Annotated in this window: 18 protein-coding genes and 2 pseudogenes; 11 read left to right on the plus strand and 9 right to left on the minus strand. The window is 68.4% G+C overall.

Features of this window, described 5'->3' with window-relative positions:
* Positions 1-1,523 (minus strand): phosphoglucomutase (alpha-D-glucose-1,6-bisphosphate-dependent) (gene pgm, locus B2869_RS14460; protein WP_292768005.1); only part of this gene is annotated, 1,523 nt, incomplete at its 3' end.
* 79 nt (positions 1,524-1,602) lie between these two features.
* Between pgm and pheA the strand changes: the two genes are divergently transcribed.
* Complete coding sequence (gene pheA, locus B2869_RS14465) at positions 1,603-2,553, plus strand: prephenate dehydratase (protein WP_029259873.1); 951 nt, start codon at positions 1,603-1,605, stop codon at positions 2,551-2,553.
* An 85-nt stretch (positions 2,554-2,638) separates the two neighbouring features.
* On the opposite strand, the gene B2869_RS14470 is transcribed toward pheA, so the two are convergent.
* Both B2869_RS14470 and B2869_RS14475 read right to left on the minus strand, forming a co-directional pair.
* Entirely contained in the window at positions 2,639-2,848 is a 210-nt protein-coding gene (locus B2869_RS14470; protein WP_017829430.1) for a hypothetical protein, read from the minus strand.
* A gap of 125 nt (positions 2,849-2,973) precedes the next feature.
* Positions 2,974-4,020, minus strand: a complete 1,047-nt coding sequence (locus B2869_RS14475) for an LLM class flavin-dependent oxidoreductase (RefSeq protein ID WP_292768014.1) — start codon at positions 4,018-4,020, stop codon at positions 2,974-2,976.
* A gap of 53 nt (positions 4,021-4,073) precedes the next feature.
* On the opposite strand from B2869_RS14475, the gene B2869_RS14480 reads away from it, so the two are divergent.
* Positions 4,074-5,804, plus strand: coding sequence for a cation:proton antiporter (locus B2869_RS14480; protein WP_292768017.1), 1,731 nt, complete (start codon positions 4,074-4,076; stop codon positions 5,802-5,804).
* Between the two features lie 80 nt (positions 5,805-5,884).
* Here B2869_RS14480 and B2869_RS14485 read toward each other — a convergent pair whose 3' ends face one another.
* The 5 genes from B2869_RS14485 to B2869_RS14505 all read right to left on the minus strand — a co-directional run bounded on the left by B2869_RS14485 (position 5,885) and on the right by B2869_RS14505 (position 9,728).
* Positions 5,885-7,309 carry a dicarboxylate/amino acid:cation symporter gene (locus B2869_RS14485; RefSeq protein WP_029267686.1) on the minus strand — a complete coding sequence of 475 codons (1,425 nt, stop codon included), beginning with the start codon at positions 7,307-7,309 and terminating at the stop codon, positions 5,885-5,887.
* Between the two features lie 148 nt (positions 7,310-7,457).
* Complete coding sequence (locus tag B2869_RS14490; RefSeq protein ID WP_021201318.1) at positions 7,458-7,694, minus strand: helix-turn-helix domain-containing protein; 237 nt, start codon at positions 7,692-7,694, stop codon at positions 7,458-7,460.
* Positions 7,691-8,464 (minus strand): hypothetical protein, encoded by a 774-nt coding sequence (locus B2869_RS14495; RefSeq protein ID WP_029259877.1) that lies wholly within the window; start codon positions 8,462-8,464, stop codon positions 7,691-7,693. Before B2869_RS14495 ends, B2869_RS14490 begins: the two co-directional genes overlap by 4 nt.
* Positions 8,464-9,099, minus strand: coding sequence for a hypothetical protein (locus B2869_RS14500; protein ID WP_292768023.1), 636 nt, complete (start codon positions 9,097-9,099; stop codon positions 8,464-8,466). The genes B2869_RS14495 and B2869_RS14500 overlap by 1 nt, the downstream gene beginning before the upstream one ends.
* Positions 9,099-9,728, minus strand: a complete 630-nt coding sequence (locus tag B2869_RS14505; protein ID WP_021201315.1) for a hypothetical protein — start codon at positions 9,726-9,728, stop codon at positions 9,099-9,101. The genes B2869_RS14500 and B2869_RS14505 overlap by 1 nt, the downstream gene beginning before the upstream one ends.
* Positions 9,729-9,933: 205 nt before the next feature.
* Between B2869_RS14505 and B2869_RS14510 the strand changes: the two are divergent.
* The 4 genes and pseudogenes from B2869_RS14510 (at position 9,934) to B2869_RS14525 (ending at position 14,428) form a co-directional block, all read left to right on the plus strand.
* Positions 9,934-12,346, plus strand: a pseudogene (locus B2869_RS14510) (ATP-dependent Clp protease ATP-binding subunit).
* Positions 12,347-12,445: 99 nt separating this feature from the next.
* Entirely contained in the window at positions 12,446-12,946 is a 501-nt protein-coding gene (locus B2869_RS14515) for an amino-acid N-acetyltransferase (RefSeq protein ID WP_021201313.1), read from the plus strand.
* 68 nt (positions 12,947-13,014) lie between these two features.
* A complete protein-coding gene (locus B2869_RS14520) occupies positions 13,015-13,665 on the plus strand; it encodes a hypothetical protein (protein ID WP_292768028.1) in 651 nt (216 codons plus the stop codon).
* Between the two features lie 352 nt (positions 13,666-14,017).
* On the plus strand, positions 14,018-14,428 hold the full coding sequence (locus B2869_RS14525) for a hypothetical protein (RefSeq protein ID WP_021201311.1): 411 nt from the start codon (positions 14,018-14,020) through the stop codon (positions 14,426-14,428).
* 28 nt (positions 14,429-14,456) lie between these two features.
* On the opposite strand, the gene radA is transcribed toward B2869_RS14525, so the two are convergent.
* Complete coding sequence (radA, locus tag B2869_RS14530) at positions 14,457-15,824, minus strand: DNA repair protein RadA (protein ID WP_021201310.1); 1,368 nt, start codon at positions 15,822-15,824, stop codon at positions 14,457-14,459.
* 100 nt (positions 15,825-15,924) lie between these two features.
* On the opposite strand from radA, the gene B2869_RS14535 reads away from it, so the two are divergent.
* From B2869_RS14535 to B2869_RS14555, 5 genes and pseudogenes are all read left to right on the plus strand, one after another.
* Complete coding sequence (locus B2869_RS14535; protein ID WP_292768031.1) at positions 15,925-16,644, plus strand: helix-turn-helix transcriptional regulator; 720 nt, start codon at positions 15,925-15,927, stop codon at positions 16,642-16,644.
* A complete protein-coding gene (locus tag B2869_RS14540; protein ID WP_021201308.1) occupies positions 16,631-18,046 on the plus strand; it encodes a cytochrome ubiquinol oxidase subunit I in 1,416 nt (471 codons plus the stop codon). Before B2869_RS14535 ends, B2869_RS14540 begins: the two co-directional genes overlap by 14 nt.
* Positions 18,047-18,060: 14 nt before the next feature.
* A complete protein-coding gene (gene cydB, locus B2869_RS14545; RefSeq protein WP_029267678.1) occupies positions 18,061-19,089 on the plus strand; it encodes a cytochrome d ubiquinol oxidase subunit II in 1,029 nt (342 codons plus the stop codon).
* Positions 19,086-20,744: a thiol reductant ABC exporter subunit CydD gene (gene cydD, locus B2869_RS14550; protein ID WP_292768036.1), complete on the plus strand. Its 1,659-nt coding sequence runs from the start codon at positions 19,086-19,088 to the stop codon at positions 20,742-20,744. Before cydB ends, cydD begins: the two co-directional genes overlap by 4 nt.
* Positions 20,741-21,264 (plus strand): annotated as a pseudogene (locus tag B2869_RS14555) (thiol reductant ABC exporter subunit CydC); the annotation flags it as partial. The gene cydD and the pseudogene B2869_RS14555, both read left to right, overlap by 4 nt.

A 21,264-nucleotide genomic window follows, 5' to 3' on the forward strand; every position in this document is an offset into this window, starting at 1 on the left:
GCGGCGAACCACGCGTGCTCGGTCTGCACCTTGAGGCCGCCGATCGCCGCGCCGTTGCCGGGCGCATGCGAGAGCTTCGCGGTGATGTCCTCGCCCGCGAGCGTGGTCGCCGTGACGGCCTCGGGGGCGAGCTTGCCGAGCGTGGCCTTCTGCTCGGGCGTCGCCGGGGCGTCCACCCGCTGGTACGCGGAGGCACCGAAGGCGGTCTCCAGCTCGCGGTACCGCTCCGACGGGGTCTTGCCGGTGACGGCGATGATCTCGGCGGCCAGTAGACACAGCAGGATGCCGTCCTTGTCGGTGGACCAGACCGAGCCGTCCTTGCGGAGGAACGAGGCCCCCGCCGACTCCTCGCCACCGAAGGCGACCGAGCCGTCGAGGAGTCCCGGCACGAACCACTTGAACCCGACCGGAACCTCCAGCAGACGCCGTCCGAGCGACTCGGCGACCCGGTCGATGATCATCGACGAGACCAGGGTCTTGCCGATCGCGGCGTCGCGCGGCCAGCCGTCGCGGTGCGAGAACAGATAGTCGATGGCGACCGCGAGATAGTGGTTCGGGTTCATCAGTCCGGCGTCGGGGGTCACGATGCCGTGCCTGTCGGCGTCGGCGTCGTTCCCGGTGAGCACGTCGTACGACCCCTTCTTCGCGACCAGGGAGGCCATTGCCGACGGTGAGGACGGATCCATCCGGATCTTCTCGTCCCAGTCCAGCGTCATGAAGCGCCACGTCGGATCGACCTCGGGGTTCACGACGGTCAGGTCGAGGTCATGCATCTCGGCGATGAGTGCCCAGTACTCGACGGAGGCTCCGCCGAGCGGGTCGGCGCCGATGCTCACCCCGGCGCTGCGGATGGCGTCGATGTCGATGATCGACGGCAGGTCGCGCACGTAGGCGTCTCGGAAGTCGTAGCCGGTGAGGGCATCCCAGTCGATGTCGGCGAAGCGCTCGAGCTTCACGCCGTCGAGTCCGGCGGCGATGAGGGCGTTCGCGCGGTCGGCGATCCAGCCCGTGGCGTCGGTGTCGGCAGGGCCGCCGTGCGGCGGGTTGTATTTGAAGCCACCGTCGCGCGGAGGGTTGTGCGAGGGGGTGACGACGATGCCGTCCGCGCGGCTCGGGTCGTCGGCCGCCTTGCCGCGGTTGTAGGTGAGGATGGCGTGACTGAGCGCCGGAGTGGGCACCCACGAGTCGCGGGAGTCGACCCGCACGTCGATGCCGTTCGCCAGCAGCACCTCGATCGCGCTGCGCTCGGCGGGCAGCGACAACGCGTGCGTGTCGCGGCCGAGGAAGAGCGGGCCGGTGATGCCCTGCGCGTCGCGGTAGTCCACGATCGCCTGCGTCGTGGCGAGGATGTGGTTCTCGTTGAAGCTGTTCGACAGCGAGGAACCGCGATGACCGCTGGTGCCGAACACGACGCGTTCCGCAGGAACCTCGGGGTTCGGCGTGCGGTCGTAGTAGGCGGCGATCAGTTCGTCGACATCGATCAGGTCACTTTCCTCCGCGGGGAGGCCGGCACGGCTGGTCATCCTCTCAGTCTGCCCCCTGTTCGGCGGGACCGCATCCGAGAAGTCGACCGGACGAGCCGTCGGCCCGCCGAGGGCTAAGGTGAAACCCGTGACTGAACGCCGTACCTACAGCTATCTCGGCCCTGCCGGAACCTTCACGGAGGCGGCGCTCGATCAGGTGGCCGAGGCCCGCGGCCAGAACTGGCGACCCGTGCACAACGTGGGCGAGGCTCTGGCCGACGTGCTCGAGGGTCGGAGCGACGCCGCGATGATCGCGATCGAGAACTCGATCGAGGGCGGGGTGTCCACCACGCAGGATGCTCTGGCCACGCTTCCGGGGCTGCGCATCATCGGCGAATATCTCGTGCGGGTGAACTTCGTGCTGGTGGCTCCGCGGGGGACGACACTCGACCAGGTCGAGGTGATCGCGGCGCATCCGGTCGCCTACGCCCAGTGTCATGGGTGGCTCGGCGCGCACCTGCCGTCGCACTCGCACGTTCCCGCGTCGAGCAACGTCGCCTCCGCGATCGGCGTCCTCGACGGCACGCTGCCCGCGCAGGCGGCCATCGCGGCACCCGGCATCGTCAACCACTACGACGTCGAGGTGCTGGCAGACGGCATCGGCGACAACGCGCAGGCCGTGACCCGCTTCGTGCTGGTCACCCGCACGACCCGTTCGCCCGAGCCGACCGGTGCCGACAAGACCTCGCTGATCGTGGAGCTCCCGCACGACCACCCCGGTTCGCTCCTGGAGATGCTCGAGCAGTTCTCGACCCGCGGCATCAACCTGTCGCTCATCGAGTCGCGGCCGATCGGCGACGAACTCGGGCGCTACCGATTCGTGATCGACGCCGACGGACACATCGAGCACGAGCGCATGGCCGACGCGCTGTTGGGCATCCGTCGATTCAGCCCTCGTGTGGTCTTCCTCGGGTCGTATCCGCGGGCGGACCGGCAGATCGTGCAGTACCCCGACCGCTACTCCGACGACGTGTTCGTCGAGGCGCGCGACTGGCTGCGCGGCATCCTCTCCGGCGAACCCGAAGCCTGACGGCACCCGCCCCGCCGCGCCCCATCCCCGTGCGGGACCCGGGCGGAATGCCGTGGTCCAGTGCGGGTGGTTCAGTGCGGGTGGTTCAGTGCTCCTGGAAGCGCGGCCAGTCGCTGCCCGGAGCCATGTGGGAGTGCAGGGCGCCCTTCGCCGAGGCGAGGCTCGGGTAGGTGCCCGTCGCCGCATCCGATCCGACCATCGTGACCGTGTAACCGTCTTCGTCGTGCCTGATGCTGCCGACGACGCCGTTGCGTCCGTAGGCGACCCAGAGGGCGAGAGTCTTGGTCGTGCTCATCGTCGAACTCCTTCTGCTGCTGCCGACAGTGCGTTCGCCGAAGGGGCCGCGCCCCTGTCGTCGGCACTGTTCGTGACGCTACGCCTGTGCCGCCGGGAAAGCGAGGGGTTGACAGGCGCTCGACGTCAGCTGCGGAGCGCAGCGGCGATGAGCTCCAGGGTCTGCGCGCGACCGGTCGGGGCCTCCTTCGGCTCGGCGTCGTACGCACCGGCGACGGGGGAGAGCATGACCTCGTCGACGCCGTAGCGCTCGGCGAAGGCGCGCACCTCGGCCCCGACGCTCTCGCCCGTCCCGACGAACCAGCGTGAGCGGGCGGCCTGCACGACCTCGTCTGTGGCGGCATCCGTCACGGCCGCCGCCGCCTGCTCGACGGTCTCGAGAGCGGCGAGGGGCTGGTTGAGACGCAGACGTGCCATCATCCGCAGCTGCGGGAGCGCACGGGCCTCCGCCTCCTCCTGCGTGGGCGCGGCGACCGCATTGACGGTGAGGAAGGTGCGCGGCTCGGGGCGCTCCTCGCTCGGACGGTAGCCGGTGCGGTACAGGTCGAGCGCGCGCTCGAGGCCCTGCCCCGAGAAGTGGTTGGCGAAGACGTAGGGCAGCCCGTGCGAGGCGGCGAGCTGGGCGGAGTAGTCGCTCGACCCGAGCAGCCACACCTCGGGGGTGCCGGTCGCGGCCGGCGTCGCACGCACCGTGTACTCCCCGCCGGAGGTGAAGCGCAGCGCAGCCCCGTCACCGGAGAGCAGTGCCGCGATGTCCTGCACATGCCGCGGGAACTGCTCCACGTCGCTGGTGGTGCCCGAACCGCGCAGCAGCTGCGTGATCACGGGGTCGCTTCCGGGGGCACGGCCGAGGCCCAGGTCGATGCGTCCCGGCGCGATCGCCTCGAGGGCCGCGAACTGCTCGGCCACGATGAGCGGTGCGTGGTTGGGCAGCATCACGCCGCCAGAGCCCAGACGCAGGCGCGAGGTGCGGGTGGCCGCAGCGGCGATCAGCACCGGGGGAGTGGTCGACGCCACCGACGGCATGTTGTGGTGCTCGGCGAACCAGTAGCGGCGATAGCCGAGACGGTCGGCGGTCTCCGCGAGCGCGAGGGAGGCGGCGATGGCCTCCGCGCTGGTCTGGCCGGTGCGCACCGGAACGAGGTCGAGAACGGAAAGAGCTGTATCGGACATCCTCAAGCACAACGCGCACCGGAGCGCCTCCATTCCCCCGATACCGTGGGGGCATGGAAGCAGGCATCTTCTACGTCCTCGTCGGGTCCGTCGCGATCGCCGCGTTCGCACGCTGGCGAGGCTGGCCGGCCCCGCTGCTGGTGACGATCGTGGCGCTCGCCGCATCCTTCCTGCCCTTCGTGCCCGACCTCGACATCGATGGGCATGTGCTCCTGAGCCTCGTGCTGCCGCCGCTGCTGTACTCGGCCGCGCTCGATGTGTCGTTCGTCGGATTCAAGCGCAGCCTGCCGCAGATCCGCCGGCTCGGGATCTGGCTGGTGCTTCTCACCGCCGTGGCCGTCGGCTTCGTCGCATGGTGGATCCTGCCGTCCCTCACCCTCCCCGGCGCGCTGCTCCTGGGCGCGATCGTGGCTCCGCCGGACGCGGTCTCCGCGGCGGCGATCGGTCGTCGGCTCGGGCTGCCGCGACGCATCATGACCGTGCTCTCGGGCGAGAGCCTCATCAACGATGCGACCTCGCTCACGCTGTACCGCGTCTTCGCCGCGATCCTCGCGGGCGCCACCGTCTCGATCTGGGGCGGCATCTGGCAGTTCCTGGTGGCGGTCGGAGTGGGTGTGGCCGTCGGTCTGGTGTTCGGGATCGTCCTGCACCAGCTGCGCATGCGCATCAGCGATCCCGTGGTGATCGGCACGTTCGGACTCCTCGCGCCGTTCGGGGCTTATGCGATCGCCGAGCATCTGCTCGGATCGGGCGTCCTGGCGGTCGTGGCGATGGGGCTGTACGTCGGCTACAACTCGCCGCGCACCGACTACACCACCCGCCAGCAGGAGAAGCCGCTGTGGCTTTCGGCCGACCTGCTGCTGGAGAGCTTCGTGTTCGCCTACATCGGGCTGCAGTTCCCCCGTGTGCTCAGCGACCTGGGCAGCGAGTCGGTCGGGCAGATCCTGCTGCTCTCCGGGGCGGTGCTGCTCGTGGTCGTCATCGTGCGGCCGCTCTACATCTATCCGACCAGTGCGTGGGCGAACTTCCAGGACCGCCGCAAGCTCGAGCGCTGGGATCGTGGTGTCGAGTCCGGCGAGTTCGAGAAACGGCATCAGAAGTCGCGGCGCTGGGGCAACTACACCGCCGACGAGCTGCGCAGTCAGATCGTGCGCGACCGGATGGCCGGACTCACGCTCACGTGGAAGGACAGTGCCGTCATCTCGTGGGCGGGCATGCGCGGCGTCGTGACGCTGGCGATCGCGGTGGCCGCCGCCGACCTCGCGACCCTCGACGCGCAGGCATCGCACGCCATCGTCGTGGTGGCCTTCATCGTCACCGTCGGAACGCTGTTGATCCAGGGGCTGACCCTGCCTCTTCTCATCCGCAGCCTCGGCATCGCCAGCGATGTGGACGAGGAGGAGGATGAGGCGGCGCTCGCCGACGTGCGCGCGAAGAGCCGTGAGGCCGGCAAGAAGTTCCTCGCCGAGAAGCGGGTCGAGTGGGAGGCGAAGTACGGCGAGGTCGACCTCCGGGTGTTCGATGCCTTCACCAAGCGGATGACACGGGTCGAGAAGGACACCGACGAGGCGCAGAAGGTGGAGGATGCCGCGAGCCGACCCTCCTACGAAGACCTCGTCGCCCTGTCGAAGGGGTGGCTGAAGGTGCGTCGCGACATCCTCCTCGCGGAACGCGACGCGGGCAACCTCGATGAGGAGGTCATGCGCGAGCTGATCGCGGCGATGGACGCCGAGGAGCTCGCTCTCGACACCCGCGGCGCCACGCGCCAGGACGGCCGCGCCTGATCCCCTGACGCTTTGATGCTCGAACGGCAGAGCGCCTCGCCCCACGAGGGGACGAGGCGCTCTGCCGTTCCGCGGCGAGGTCAGCGGGCGCTGACCGGTTCCTTGTCGGCGGAGGCATCCGCTTCGGGAGCGTCGTCGTCTCCGGAGTCGTCGGCGAAGGGCAGGCCCTCGCGCGGCGCGTTGTAGAGCTCCTCGTTCAGGATGCCCTCGCGCTTGGCGACGATCGTCGGGATCAGCGCCTGGCCGGCGACGTTGACCGCCGTGCGGCCCATGTCGAGGATCGGGTCGATCGCGAGCAGCAGTCCCACGCCCTCGAGCGGCAGGCCCAGGGTCGACAGCGTCAGCGTGAGCATCACCACAGCACCCGTGGTGCCGGCGGTGGCGGCCGAGCCGACGACCGACACGATGACGATCAGCAGGTACTGCACGAAGTTCAGCTCGATGCCGAAGAACTGCGCGACGAAGATCGCGGCGATGGCCGGGTAGATCGCGGCGCAGCCGTCCATCTTGGTCGTCGCGCCCAGCGGCACGGCGAACGAGGCGTACGAGCGGGGCACACCGAGGTTGCGCTCGGTCACGCGCTCGGTGAGCGGCAGGGTGCCGATCGAGGAGCGGCTGACGAAGGCCAGCTGCACGGCGGGCCAGACGCCCGAGAAGTACTGCTTGATCGAGAGGCCGTGCGTGCGCACGAGGATCGGGTAGACCACGAACAGCACGAGGGCCAGACCGATGTAGACGGCGGCGGCGAACCAGCCGAGGGAGGCGAGCTTCTCCCAGCCGTACTTGATGACCGCCGAGCCGATGAGCCCGAACGTGCCGAGCGGGGCGATGCGGATGATCCACCACAGCACGCGCTGGATGACCTTCAGCAGCGACTCGGTGAAGACGAGGAACGGCTCCGCCTTCTTGCCGGCCTTGAGTGCGGCGATGCCGACCACGGCCGCGACCACGATGACCTGTAGGATGTTGAAGCCGACGCTCGACGAGAACGTGCCCTCAGCCGCTCCGGGGTTGGTACTCACGGTGAGGCCGAGGAAGTTCTGCGGGATGAGCCCGAGCAGGAAGTTCCACCAGGTGCCCACGGTGTACGGGTCACCCGGCTCGAGGCCCTCGCCGGCGCGGTTGCCGGGCTGGATCACGAGGCCGAGGACGATGCCGATGATCACGGCGATGAACGCGGTGATCGCGAACCACAGGATCGTCTGGCCCGCCAGGCGTGCGGCGTTCTGCACGCGGCGCAGGTTCGAGATGCTGGCGACGATCGCTGTGAAGATCAGGGGGACGACGGCGGCGCGCAGCAGCGTCACGTACGAGTTGCCGATGGTGTCGAGTGTCGCGGACAGCCCGGTCGGGTTCTCGGCGGTCGCGCCGAGCTGGCGGCCGATCAGACCGGCGGCGATGCCGAGGACGAGAGCGGCGAGGATCTGGAAGCCGAACGAGGTCAGCAGCTTCCGGACCGGTCCGCGGGTATCAGGCGCCTTCTGGGCGCGTGCGGTGGTGCTCATGAGGGTGGGGACTCCAGAATCGCGGCGCACCGTGTGCGCGCCATGAGGCCCAACGCTATGACTCCCTGAGAATTCCCTGGGTGGATATGACGAAGGATGACGTTGCGAGCCGGAATCCGTTCGGTGCGGCGGGAAGGCCCGGTTGCCGTCAGCGCGGGGCGAGCACCAGCAGCTCGCCAACCTCGCAGTCGAGGGCCTCGCAGATCGCGCGCAGCGTGGAGTAACGGATGGCGCGGGCGCGGTCGTTCTTCAGCACCGACAGGTTCACGATGCTCACCCCGACCGCGGCGCTCAGCTCGGTGAGCGTCATGCCGCGTTCGGCGAGCAGCTCGTCGAGTCGGCAGTGGATGCCGGTGAACTCGTCGTCGCTCTCCGCCGGGCTCACACCAGTCCCTCCGTGTCCTTCTCGAGAACCGCCTTCTCCTGCTGCAGTTGCGCCCTTTCCTGCTCGAGACGTGTGCCCTGACGGAACACGGCGGCGAGAGCGAGCAGCCCGAGCGCGCCGACGAAGGGGAGCGGCGTGACGGTCAGTTGGTAGAACGATGGGTACCACTCGCTGTCCGGTGAGAAGACCTCGCGAAGGCCGGCTGTGGCTGCGATACCGCTCAGGAGATCGGCCGCCACGCCGAACACGAGCACGGCGATCGCGCCGCCGGTGAGGCCACGCGTCACGGAGCGTGAGAACGCGCGGCCCCGCAACGTCTGGAAGCAGATGACCGCCACGATGACCGCGGGCATGGTGGCCAGAGCAAGGCTGCTCAGTTGTGCGGATGCCGCGAGCAACCGGAGCCCCAGCGACGCCTGGCCGACAGTGAACTCGGAGAGCTGCTCGCTGCCACAGGTCAGCATCGTCGTTGCGCTGTCACCGAACTCCGAGCACGCCAGACCGGCCGGCCAATCCAGATACACGTGGGTCTGACCGTCGAACTCCGCCCAGGGGACGGTGAACGCCTTGAAGATGTAGATCACAGCGCCCACCGCCGACATCAGGATCCACCACCCGGAGAGCGTGAGTGCCGCGTCGAGCGCGATCGTGCGGCTGCCCCTCCGGCGCCCTCTCCACACGACGACACCGAGGATGACCGCGATCACCGCGAGCGCGATCCCGATGTTGAGCAGGGACGGCCACACCTCGTCCGAACCGAAGCTGAGCATCAGACGAGTCCTTCCGTTTCCTTCTCGAGCGCGAGCTTCTCGTTCTGTAACCGGATGCCGCGGCGGAATGCCACCGCGATCAGACCCACCGTCACCCCGGTGGCGAAGATCGGCGCGACGCTCCAGAACTCGATCGGATGCACCGGTTCCCCGTCGCCGATGCCGAGAGCGGAGGTGACGCCGTTGCGGCCCATCGTCTCCAACATCACGATCAGGATCGGAGCGCCGACGAGCGTCCAACCGATCACGTCGAAGGCTCGCGCGTTCGGACGGACGAAGAAGCGTCCGCGGAGGAAGTTCCAGGCGACCAGCGTCACCGCCGCGATGACCGCGACAGCCGCGAGCGACCAGAGCGTGATGGCGGCGATGATCGCGACGACCGACACGGTGTTCACCTCGCTCGCGATGATCAGCGCCTCGTCGGCGAAACCCTCGATCGAGATCGCCCCGGAGTCGGTCGTCGCCGAGATCGGCTGCTGGTCGATCGGGACCGTCCAAGCGATCCCGGTCTCGCGGAAGGTGCTGCCGACGCGCAGAACGGTGGCGAGCCCGACCGTGACCAGCGCCACGGCGGCGTACAGGATCACGGTGATCGCATCCGCCTTCTCGGAGCGCGTGTTGGTGGTGCTGGTCATCAGACGAGGCCTTCCGTGTCGCGCTGCAGACGCTGACCGATCTCGAAGGCGCCGGCGACCACCGCGAGCGCGAATGCCCAACCGAGTGGAGCGAGGTCGATCGACATCTCGAATGTGGGGACTCCCGCGGATGCGAGGTCCAGCTCGTAGGCGATCTCGCTGAACGCGTTGGCGCGCACGGCCTGGCTCAGCAGACCACCCGCCATGACGGTGATGGCTGCGACGCCGATCCCCCAGGTGGCCGCCGTGCCGAAGGGGCGGCCGATGAAGAGACGGACGCACAGCCACGCGACCGCGATGCACAGCACGATCGGTCCCAGGACCGCCAGTCCGTCGGCGATCGCGAGCAGCAGGCGGGGAGACAGGCTCAGGCCCACGGTCGTGAGCGTGACGGTGTCGTACTGCGCTTCGGAGATGTTGGAGGATGCCGCGAGCACCGCGGGTGCGTCGACCGACCGCAGCCGCATCGATGGAATCGTGATCGCCGGGCTCGTCACGAGGACGGCGGAGCGGATGCTGACGCCGACCAGATCGACCACGGCTATGGCCCCCGCTACTCCGGCGATGACGCCAAGGACGGTCTTCTCCACCAGGCTCGCAGCTCTGGTCGCCGTCGGTGCCTCGGTCATTTCGTCCCCCTCCTGCACGGTCCGCTGCGGACTCGTTGTTATCGACAGTCGTTAACATAACGACTGTCGATAACTCGGTCAACCCCCGGTATGCCCACGGCGAACACGGGCATACGTGCCCCGCACGGTGGTTACTCTCGATGTACAGGCGCAGAGAACGCCACAGGTGTCAGCGCTTCGCCCCGTGCGAATAAGGAGTCACAGCATGTTCGAGAGATTCACGGACCGAGCCCGTCGAGTGGTCGTCCTCGCCCAAGAAGAGGCGAAGATGCTCAACCACAACTACATCGGGACCGAGCACATCCTGCTCGGCCTCATCCACGAGGGTGAAGGCGTCGCCGCCAAGGCCCTCGAGAGCCTCGGCATCTCCCTCGACGCCGTGCGCGAGCAGGTGCAGGACATCATCGGCCAGGGTCAGCAGCAGCCGACCGGGCACATCCCGTTCACCCCGCGCGCCAAGAAGGTGCTCGAGCTCAGCCTCCGCGAGGCCCTGCAGCTCGGCCACAACTACATCGGCACCGAGCACATCCTGCTCGGCCTCATCCGCGAGGGTGAGGGCGTCGCCGCCCAGGTGCTCGTCAAGCTCGGCGCCGACCTCAACAAGGTCCGCCAGCAGGTCATCCAGCTGCTGTCCGGAGCTCCCGGTCGCGAGCCGGCTTCCGTCGGTGCGCAGACCAACGACTCGCCGGCCGGCACCCAGGGCGGATCCGCCGTGCTCGACCAGTTCGGCCGCAACCTNNGTCGGCAAGACCGCCGTCGTCGAGGGGCTGGCCCAGGCGATCGTCAAGGGCGATGTGCCCGAGACGCTGAAGGACAAGCAGCTCTACTCGCTCGACCTCGGCTCGCTCATCGCCGGTTCCCGCTACCGCGGTGACTTCGAGGAGCGCCTGAAGAAGGTCACCAAGGAGATCCGCACGCGCGGCGACATCATCGTCTTCATCGACGAGATCCACACCCTCGTGGGTGCGGGTGCCGCCGAGGGCGCGATCGACGCGGCCAGCATCCTGAAGCCGCTCCTCGCCCGTGGCGAACTGCAGACGATCGGTGCGACCACGCTCGACGAGTACCGCAAGCACTTCGAGAAGGATGCCGCGCTCGAGCGCCGCTTCCAGCCGGTGCAGGTCAACGAGCCGACGCTGCCGCACGCGATCAACATCCTCAAGGGACTCCGCGACCGTTACGAGGCGCACCACAAGGTGCAGATCACCGACGGCGCCATCGTGGCCGCGGCCAACCTCGCCGACCGCTACGTCTCCGACCGGTTCCTCCCGGACAAGGCCATCGACCTGATCGACGAGGCCGGCGCACGCCTGCGTCTGTCGATCCTGTCGAGCCCGCCCGAGCTGCGCGAATTCGACGAGAAGATCGCCGCCGTGCGCGAGCAGAAGGAGATCGCCTCCGAGGAGCAGGACTTCGAGAAGGCCGCCGCCCTCCGCGATGAGGAGAAGAGCCTCCTCGCCGAGCGTCTGCGTCTCGAGAAGCAGTGGCGTGCGGGCGACGTCGCGACCTCCGCGGTCGTCGACGAGGGTCTGATCGCCGAGGTGCTCGCACAGGCCACCGGCATCCCGGTCTTCAAGCTCACGGAAGAGGAGTCCAGCCGACTCGTCTTCATGGAGAAGGCCCTGCACCAGCGCGTCATCGGTCAGGAAGAGGCGATCGCCGCCCTTTCCAAGACGATCCGTCGCCAGCGTGCCGGCCTCAAGGACCCGAAGCGTCCCTCGGGCTCGTTCATCTTCGCCGGCCCCACGGGCGTCGGAAAGACCGAACTCGCCAAGGCTCTCGCCGAGTTCCTGTTCGACGACGAGGCTGCGCTGATCTCGCTCGACATGAGCGAGTTCGGTGAGAAGCACACCGTCTCGCGTCTGTTCGGTGCCCCTCCCGGATTCGTCGGATTCGAAGAGGGAGGCCAGCTCACCGAGAAGGTGCGGCGCAAGCCGTTCAGCGTGGTCCTCTTCGACGAGATCGAGAAGGCCCACCCGGACATCTTCAACTCGCTGCTGCAGATCCTCGAAGAGGGTCGACTCACCGACGGTCAGGGTCGGATCGTGGACTTCAAGAACACGGTCATCATCATGACCACCAACCTCGGTGCACGCGACATCGCGGGCGGTCCCGTCGGCTTCCAGATCGAGGGCAACGACTCGACCAGCTACGACCGCATGAAGGGCAAGGTGAACGAAGAGCTCAAGCGGCACTTCAAGCCCGAGTTCCTGAACCGTGTCGACGACATCATCGTGTTCCCGCAGCTCTCGAAGGAGGAGCTGGTGCAGATCGTGGATCTGTTCACCAAGCGCCTCGGCGAGCGTCTGCTGGACCGCGACATGACGATCGAGCTGTCGCAGGCCGCCAAGGAGCGCCTCATCGAGATCGGGTTCGACCCCGCGCTCGGTGCCCGACCGCTGCGTCGCGCGATGCAGCACGAGGTCGAGGACCGTCTCTCGGAGAAGATCCTGCACGGTGAGCTCAACTCCGGTGACCACGTGAAGGTCGACGCGAAGGACGGGCAGTTCCTCTTCGAGCACGGCCCGCGCGACGGCGGCCCCGTCGCGGTCGGCGTCAACACCGGCGGTGGCGCGATCGCCGGCACCCCCGACCTGGCGGTCGCCAGCGGGGAGTGACCTCCGGTCGATTCATGAGGAGGGGCGGATGCTGCGGCATCCGCCCCTTTCCTGTGTCCGGTACAGGTGCCGCCGGTTCCCGGGTTCTAGGCTTGTGGTGTGAGCGAGTACATCGTCCGACCGGCGCGCAGCGCTGACATCGTCGGCATCCGCACCCTGCTGCAGCCGCTCGTCGAGCAGCGCATCCTGCTCGGCAAGGATCTGGCGGTGCTGTACGGCGCCGTGCAGGAGTTCGTCGTGGCAGAGGCCGACGGGGTGCTGATCGGGTGCGGTGCCCTGCACGTGATCTGGGAAGACCTCGGCGAGGTGCGCACCCTGCTCGTGCGCGACGACTGGCTGCACCACGGCGTCGGACGTGCGATCGTCGACCGCCTCGAGGAGAACGCCAGGATGCTCGGCCTGACCCGCCTGTTCTGCCTCACCTTCGAGGTGGAGTTCTTCGGACGACGCGGCTACACGCCGATCGGTGAGCAGGTCGTCGACCCCGACGTGTACTCGCAGCTGTTGCGCAGCGGTGACGCGGGTGTCGAGGAGTTCCTCGATCTCGCGCACGTGAAGCCGAACACCCTCGGCAACACCCGCATGCTCAAGGTGCTCTGACACTCCTTCGCCGGTCCGTGCCGAGGGGCCTCCCCGGGTCGTGGCAGAGGATCGCTTAGCCTGGAGACATGCCTCGTCCTTCCGCCGCCGTGTACCGTCGTCGGCGACTGGTCGTCCTGATCGCGCTCGTGCTGGCCGTCGCCGCCATCGGCATCGGAGCGTGGCTTCTGATCGCGCGACCGTGGGCTGCCGCAGACACGGCGTCGACCCCGTCTCCGACGCCGTCGACGTCTCCCTCGCCCTCCTCCAGCTCCACCGCTGACGGAGAATCGCCGACCCCCGATCCGTCCGCCGAGCAGACTCCGGCGGTCGCGCCCTGCGAGGCGGCCGACATCGAGGTCGCGGCCGTGACCGACGCCGAGACGTACGCAGCCGGTGTGCTGCCGAAGCTCTCGATCTCGCTCACGAACAAGGGCACGAAGGACTGCACGATCGACGTGGGATCGACGACCCAGTCCTTCACCATCTCCAGCGGCGCCGACGTGTGGTGGCGTTCGACCGACTGCCAGGAGAACCCGAGCAGCATGATCGCCACGCTCACGGCCGGCACGACCGTCACGAGCAAGGACCCGGTCACCTGGGATCGCACGCGTTCGAGCGTCGAGACCTGCGCGCAGGAGAACCGACAGCGGGCACCGGGCGGGGGAGCCTCGTACCACGTGGAGGTCTCGATCGGCGGGTTCACGAGCCCGTCGAGCGCGCAGATCCTGCTCTACTGAGTCGTGCCGGATCGCGCTCCGCTGAGTTCGAAGGGATCCCGGTGAACCTCGTCGGAAATCGTTGCGAATCGGCGGATCTCGCACGAAACGGAGCGACATCGGCGGTCATCCCCCCGCGATGCTGACATCCGTGGGTCTTTGGGATACCATAGAAGCGACTCTCCGCATCAGCGGCACCAAGCCATCCCCAGTGGCGTCGAACTACAGCGTCCCCAGCGCTTCGACACCGCCGCCCGAGAGTCCGAGGGCCCTCTCGAGTACCCCAGTCCCCAATGTGGGACTCGAGAGGGCCCCAATCGTATCCACGGCCGAATCGGCGCTCTGCGCGTTGCGCCGTGAATAAGCTGGACACATGGCAGCGAAGAAGGCGAAGTCCGCGAAGAACAAGCCCGCACCCGAGGACTTCCGGTCGGATGCTCTGGCACAGGCCCTGGAGAAGCAGGACGTCGCCGCGGTCGCTCTCGCTCTCCGTCACGGCACCACCGTCGTGCCGCTGATCAAGCCCGGGGCGCGTGACAACCCGCTCGACAGCGGCGAGGTGTGGACCTACCGTGACCCGAAGACCGGTGACCTCGCGCTGCTGCTGTTCAGCGACGCGAAGAACAAGCCGGCCAATCTGCCGCCGGGCGTGGGCATCTACAGCGCGGAGTGGCTGCGGAAGTTCCTGGCGGCGCATCCGATCACCACGGTCTTCCTCGACATCGCAGGGCCCCACCCGATGCAGGCGGACCCCGCCGAACTGCTCAAGGCGCTCGACGCCTGAGCCCAGCCTCCCGTCGGCGCGGTACCGGTCAGAACGGCGGGATGTCGCGGTCGGCGCGGCGTGAGGTGTTGCGCGCCCGCACATCGCCGAGCGCGGCGCGGAGCGTCTTCGAGCGATCGTCGACCACCTGCTCGTAGCCGAGACGCGCAGCCTCGGACCGCCGCTGTGCCGCCTGGGTCACCGGACGGATCTCGCCCGCGAGACTGAGCTCGCCCACCGCCGCGACGGTGCGCGGCACCGATATCTGTTGGATGGAACCGGCCACGGCGATGGCGATCGCAAGGTCGGCTGCCGGTTCGGTGAAGCGCACGCCGCCGACCGTCGACACGTACACGTCGAGGCTGCCGGTGGGCACGCCTGCGCGCCGTTCGAGGATCGCCAGCACCATCGCCACCCGTGAGGAGTCGAGGCCGTGCACGATGCGGCGAGGATTCGGTGCGTTGCTGGGAACCGTCAGCGCCTGCACCTCGACAGGGAGCGCACGTCGTCCTTCGAGCGAGATCGCGACGCAGGTACCCGGCTCGGTGGCCCCTTGCGAGAGGAACAGGCCCGAGGGGTCGGGCACCTCGGCGATGCCGTCTCCGGTCATCTCGAAGCAGCCGACCTCGTCGGTGGGGCCGAAGCGGTTCTTGAGCGCGCGGATGAAGCGCAGCGAGGTCTGTCGGTCGCCCTCGAAGTGGCAGACGACGTCGACCAGGTGCTCGAGCACGCGGGGACCGGCGACCTGACCGTCTTTCGTGACGTGGCCGACGATGATGATCGGCAGATCGCGGTCCTTGGCGATGCGGATCAGGGTGGCCGCGACCTCGCGCACCTGGCTCGGCTGCCCGGCGGCACCGTCGATCAGCGACGACGAGACGGTCTGCACCGAGTCGACGATCACCAGCTGGGGCTTGACCTCGTCGATGTGGCCGAGGATCGTCGCCAGATCGGTCTCGCTGGCGAGGTAGAGCTCGTCGTGCAGGGCGCCGGTACGTTCGGCGCGCAGGCGCACCTGGCCAGGGGACTCCTCGGCGCTCGCGTAGAGCACGCGCCGCCCGCCGCGCGCGGCCTGGGCGGCGACCTCGAGCAGCAGCGTCGACTTGCCGACGCCCGGCTCTCCGCTGAGCAGGATGGCGGCGCCGGGCACGATGCCGCCACCGAGCACACGGTCGAACTCGCCGACGCCGCTCGAGCGCCGCGGAGCATCCTGCGTCGTGATCTGCGTGATGGGCCGAGCGGCACGGTCGGCCGTCGGGGCGACGGGGCCGACGCGACGGAGGATGCCGGTCTGCGCCGCCTGTTCCTGCACCGTTCCCCACTGCTGACACTCGCCGCAGCGGCCGACCCACTTCGCGGTCGTCCACCCGCATTCCGTGCACACGTACGCGGGAGGAGCGGGTTTCCGGGTGGCCATGCCCCCAGGCTATCGCCGGCATCAGACATCCCTATCGGCCAGGTGTTTATTCACGGCCATACCTCTCGGCAAACTCGCAGCGTCGCGGGATACTGGGTTCATGGCCAACGGCGGGCCCGTGTGCGGGCCGATCTCGAGCTACTCCCGGGTGCAGATCCTGCACTTGCTCTTCGAAGCGGGAAGTTCGCAGACCCGAGGAGAGCTCTCGATCACCGAACTGTGCGACGCCACGGGGCTCCACGCCAACACGGTCCGCGAGCACCTGCAGCGCCTGATCGAGGGCGGCTACGTGATCCCCACGATCGAGCACCGCACCACGAGAGGGCGGCCGCGCACGCTGTACAGCGCCGCCACCGGGGCGCCCGGAGCTTCCAGTCCGGTGGCGCGGGACAAGGCCAAGGCCGCCGCCCGCCGTGGGGACCTGATGCGGAGCATGCTCCCGGATGCCGTGGCGTCCGGACTCGGCCGAGAAGCCACCTATCAGCTCGACGCGCTCGTGGAGCACCTCGAGGAGAGCGGATTCGAGCCCGTCCTCGACGACCGTCGGCTCACCGTCGACCTCAGCCCGTGTCCGCATGCCGCCGGACGATCGGAAGACCGCCCGATGCTGTGCCGCGTGCACCTCGAACTCATGCAAGGCGTCCTGAACGAGGCAGGCGGACCACTCGAAGCCGAGTGCGTGCGTGATGCTGTCCTCGCATCGGACTGCACCGTGCAGCTGCGCGACACCACCGCGCCGCTGGTCGAGGGAACGGAGCCGCCGCGTCACCGCACGACGCAGCGGCACCACAGAACAGGAGTCGTGCATGGAATGGCTTGATCCGCTCGCTCTGGCCCGATGGCAATTCGGGCTGACGACCGTCTACCACTACCTCTTCGTGCCGCTGACGATCGGCATGGCGCTGGTCGCCGCGATCTTCCAGACGGCGTGGGTGCGCACCGCGAAGGTGCAGTACCTGCACCTGACCCGCTTCTTCGGCAAGATCTTCCTGATCAACTTCGCCATGGGCGTGGTCACCGGCATCGTGCAGGAGTTCCAGTTCGGCATGAACTGGTCGGACTACTCCCGCTTCGTCGGCGACGTCTTCGGTGCTCCGCTCGCATTCGAGGGACTGCTGGCCTTCTTCTTCGAGGCGACCTTCATCGGGTTGTGGATCTTCGGCTGGGACAAGCTTCCGCAGAAGCTGCACCTCGCCACGATCTGGTGCGTCTCGATCGGCAGCATCCTTTCGGCGTACTTCATCATCGCCGCCAACGCCTTCATGCAGAACCCGGTGGGCTACACGTTCAACGAGGCGACCAACCGCGCGGAGCTGACCGACTTCTGGGCGCTGCTGACCAACCCGGTCGCGCTCGCCGCGTTCCCGCACACGATCTTCGGCGCGTTCATGTTCGCCGCCGGTGTCGTCATCTCGGTCTCGGCCTGGCACCTGTCCCGCGGTCAGCACTTCGACACCATGCGCATCTCGCTGAAGTTCGGGCTGTGGGCCATGATCGTCTCCACCGCGGGCGTCGTGCTCACGGGCGACCAGCTCGGCCTCGCGATGTACGCCGCGCAGCCGATGAAGATGGCCGCCGCCGAGGCGACCTTCAACACGGTGTGCGGCCCGGACGCCTCCTTCAGCATCTTCACGCTCGGCACACCGGACGGCAGCTCCGAGCTGTTCTCGATCCGCGTGCCGTATCTGCTCTCGCTGCTGTCGACCCACACGCTCGACGCGTGCGTGCACGGCATCAACGATCTGAACGCCGAGTACGCCCAGACGTACGCCTCCACCGGTCTGACCGACTTCGCCCCGATCCTGTGGATCACGTACTGGGCCTTCCGCTGGATGATCGGCCTGGGCATCGCCGCAGCGCTCGTCGCCGTCGCGGGCCTCTGGGTCACCCGCAAGGGCGCCAAGAAGCCGGTCGCACCGTGGATGTGGAAGGTCGCGATCTGGTCGTTCCCGCTCGCGCTGGCCGCCAACATCATGGGCTGGGTCTTCACCGAGATGGGAAGGCAACCCTGGATCGTGTTCGGGCTGATGACGACGCAGGACGGCGTCTCGCCGGGCGTCAGCGGCCTCGAAGTGCTGATATCGCTCATCGCGTTCACGGCGATCTACGCGGCGCTCGCCGTCGTCGAGATCCGCCTCATCATCCGGGCTGCCCAGAAGGGGCCCGACACCGAAGAGAAGCCGCATGACGAGACGGCCCAGCTGCCGTCGGTCGTCTACTGAGAGGGAGGAGCATCATGGATCTCGCAACACTCTGGTTCTTCATCGTCGCCTTCTTCTTCGTGGGCTACTTCGTGCTCGACGGCTTCGACTTCGGTGTCGGCATGTCCCTGCCGTTCCTCGGCAAGAACGACGTCTCGCGCCGACAGGTGATCAACACGATCGGCCCGGTCTGGGACCTCAACGAGACCTGGGTCATCGTGGCCGGCGCCGTGCTGTTCGCGTCGTTCCCCGAGTGGTACGCCACGCTGTTCAGCGGCTTCTACCTGCCGCTGCTGCTGATCCTGCTCGCGCTGATCCTGCGCGGTGTCTCGTTCGAGTACCGACACCAGCGTGACAGCGCGAAGTGGAAGGCCGGCTTCGACCGGATGATCGTCATCGGCTCGGTCGTTCCCGCACTGCTGTGGGGCGTCGCGTTCGGCAACATCGTGCAGGGCGTGGCCATCGATGAGAACCACATCTACGTCGGCGGGTTCTTCGCCCTGCTGAACCCGTACGCACTGCTGGTCGGCGTCACCACGCTGCTGCTCTTCTTCCTGCACGGCGTGCTGTTCGTGGCGCTCAAGACCGATGGTCAGGTGCACGAGGACGCGCAGAAGCTCGCGAAGAAGGCCGCCATCCCGACGATCCTCGTCGCAGCCGCGACGGTGATCTGGACGGTCGCGATCGCGATGGGCCGTGAGGCTCCGCTGCTCTGGCTGGTCATCGGCGCCGGCGCGCTCGCGGCGGTCAGTCTGATCGCGGCTGTCGGGCTCTCCATGGTCCGTCGCGACGGGTGGGCGTTCTTCTCCGGGATGCTCACGGTGCTGTTCGCCGTGGTCATGCTCTTCTCCGCGCTGTTCCCGTACGTGATGCCGTCGACGATCGACCCGGCGTACAGCCTCACGATCGCCAACGCGTCGAGCACCCCGTACACACTGCAGATCATGAGCTGGACGGCCTTGATCGCGATGCCGCTCGTGCTCGCATACCAGGCGTGGACCTACTGGGTCTTCCGCAAGCGGGTCACCCGGAAGTCGATCGAGGGGGCTCCGGCACACGCGTGAAACCCGTCGATCCGAGACTGCTGAGATACGCGGGTGCCGCGAGGGGTTTCCTCGCGGCATCCGCGTTGATCGGCGTCGTCCAGACCGCGGTCACGATCGCCTTCGCGTGGCTGTTGACCGATGCGATCACGGGGGCGCTCGCGGGTCGGGACGTCACCTCGTCGCTGCTCTGGCTGCTGCTCACGGCTCTGCTGCGAGGCCTGCTCATCGCTGCCTCTGATGCGGCGGGGACACGGGCGGCCGCCAAGACGGGGATGCAGCTGCGCACGGCGCTCGTGGCGGCGGTCGGGAAACTCGGGCCAGGGTGGCTCGCGCAACGTAACCAGACCGCGCTCGCGGTGACCGCGGGCCACGGACTCGAAGCGCTCGATGCCTACTTCGCGCGCTACATCCCGCAGCTCGTGCTGACCGTGATCGCGACGCCGGTGCTCGTCGCGGTCATGTGGTGGCAGGACTGGCCGAGCGGACTCACCGCGGTGATCACGCTGCCGCTGATCCCGCTGTTCCTCATCCTGATCGGCATGGCGACCCGCACCGTCCAGACGCGGCAGTGGCAGACGCTGCAGCGCCTCGCGGCACGCTTCGCCGACACGGTGCAGGGGCTGTCGACGCTGCGACTGTTCGGGCGCGATCGTCGCGCTGCCGACCGCATCGAGGTCACCGCGGACGAGTACCGCCGCGAGACCATGAAGGTGCTGCGGTTCTCGTTCCTGTCCGGCTTCGCGATGGAGCTGCTGGCCTCGATCGCGGTGGCCCTGATCGCGGTGTCGGTCGGCTTCCGGCTGCTGTCGGGTGATCTGACTCTCGAGGTCGGGCTGTTCGTGCTGCTGCTCGCTCCCGAGGCGTTCCTGCCCATCCGGCAGGTGGGGGTGCAGTTCCACGCTGCTGCCGAAGGGGTTGCGGCGACGGAGGACGTGTTCGAGGTGCTGGATGCGGCAGGTGAGCGCGCACGGCTGCAGGAGCTTTCGACGGATGCCGGAGGAATCGCCGTCGAAGCCCCCGGCATCCGGGAATCGGTCATGCAGGGGGAACCGGCGAAGGGCGGAAACCTCGTGGTCGAGGGTCTGCGGGTGCGCGACCTGCCGCCGGTGTCGTTCGCAGCCGGGCCGGGGACCATCACGGTCATCGAAGGGCCGAGCGGGTCGGGGAAGTCATCGCTGCTGGCCGCGCTCCGGGGCGCGGTCGAGTTCGAGGGGACGGCGTCCTACGGCGGCGCGGACGTGCGGGGGATCGCGCCGTCGGTGTGGCTCGCCTGGGCCGGACAGGCACCTGGCCTCACGCGCGGGACCGTGGCGGCGAACGTCACCCTCGGTGATCCTGAGCCGGACGCCGACCGGGTGCGCGATGCGCTCGACGATGCCTGCGCCGAGGGCATCGACCCCGCGCTGGAACTCGGCGTGCAGGGAGCGGGGCTGTCGGGTGGGCAGGCGCAGCGGGTGGCTGTCGCTCGAGCCCTGTATCGCCAGGCATCGGCGTCCGGGCGCGTGCTCGCACTCGATGAGCCGTCGAGTGCGCTCGACCCAGAGACCGAGGACCGGCTGTGGCGATCGCTGCGCGAGAAGGCGGATGCCGGGGCAACGATCCTCCTCGTCTCCCACCGTCGGACCGCACGGGAGATCGCGGACCAGATCGTGGAGCTGGGGGTGAACGCATGACCGCACCCCGCACAACCGACACCGTGCATTCCCGCGGTCAGCGGGTCGGCGCCATCCTGCGACTCGCGCAACCGCCGCTCGGCCGCTTCGTGCCGGGTCTGATCTGGGGCCTGCTCTCGGCTGCCGCCGCCGTGAGTCTGCTCGCCGTCAGCGGGTGGCTGATCGTGAGCGCATCGATCGTCGACTCGCTGGTGCCGCTGTCGATCGCCGTCGTCGGTGTGCGCTTCTTCGCCGTCTCGCGCGCGGTCACCCGCTATCTGGAGCGCCTGAGCGGACACGATGCCGCGCTGCGTCAGCTCGCCTCGACCCGCGCCGACATGGTGCGCCGACTCATCCCCCTGTCGCCGGCGGGCCTCGGCGCGACGGACCGCGGACAGGTGCTCGCAGCTCTCGTCGACGACGTCGAGAACCTGCAGAACCTGCCGCTGCGGGTGGTGCAGCCGCTCGGTGTGGCAGCGCTCGTCGCGGTCGGAGCGGTCGGCTTCCTCGCGTTCGTCTCGCCCCCGGCCGCCCTCGCCCT

Origin of the sequence: Microbacterium sp. UBA3486 (assembly GCF_002377845.1) — a bacterium.
GTDB classification, from domain to species: domain Bacteria; phylum Actinomycetota; class Actinomycetes; order Actinomycetales; family Microbacteriaceae; genus Microbacterium; species Microbacterium maritypicum_A.

Bases quoted from the DNA above. Each gene is read 5' to 3' on its own strand.
- B2869_RS14470 (WP_017829430.1), bottom strand. From the start codon at position 2,848: ATGAGCACGACCAAGACTCTCGCCCTCTGGGTCGCCTACGGACGCAAC.
- B2869_RS14475 (WP_292768014.1), bottom strand. From the start codon at position 4,020: ATGTCCGATACAGCTCTTTCCGTTCTCGACCTCGTTCCGGTGCGCACC.
- B2869_RS14480 (WP_292768017.1), top strand. From the start codon at position 4,074: ATGGAAGCAGGCATCTTCTACGTCCTCGTCGGGTCCGTCGCGATCGCC.
- B2869_RS14485 (WP_029267686.1), bottom strand. From the start codon at position 7,309: ATGAGCACCACCGCACGCGCCCAGAAGGCGCCTGATACCCGCGGACCG.
- B2869_RS14495 (WP_029259877.1), bottom strand. From the start codon at position 8,464: ATGCTCAGCTTCGGTTCGGACGAGGTGTGGCCGTCCCTGCTCAACATC.
- B2869_RS14500 (WP_292768023.1), bottom strand. From the start codon at position 9,099: ATGACCAGCACCACCAACACGCGCTCCGAGAAGGCGGATGCGATCACC.
- B2869_RS14505 (WP_021201315.1), bottom strand. From the start codon at position 9,728: ATGACCGAGGCACCGACGGCGACCAGAGCTGCGAGCCTGGTGGAGAAG.
- B2869_RS14520 (WP_292768028.1), top strand. From the start codon at position 13,015: ATGCCTCGTCCTTCCGCCGCCGTGTACCGTCGTCGGCGACTGGTCGTC.
- B2869_RS14525 (WP_021201311.1), top strand. From the start codon at position 14,018: ATGGCAGCGAAGAAGGCGAAGTCCGCGAAGAACAAGCCCGCACCCGAG.
- radA (WP_021201310.1), bottom strand. From the start codon at position 15,824: ATGGCCACCCGGAAACCCGCTCCTCCCGCGTACGTGTGCACGGAATGC.
- B2869_RS14535 (WP_292768031.1), top strand. From the start codon at position 15,925: ATGGCCAACGGCGGGCCCGTGTGCGGGCCGATCTCGAGCTACTCCCGG.
- B2869_RS14540 (WP_021201308.1), top strand. From the start codon at position 16,631: ATGGAATGGCTTGATCCGCTCGCTCTGGCCCGATGGCAATTCGGGCTG.
- cydB (WP_029267678.1), top strand. From the start codon at position 18,061: ATGGATCTCGCAACACTCTGGTTCTTCATCGTCGCCTTCTTCTTCGTG.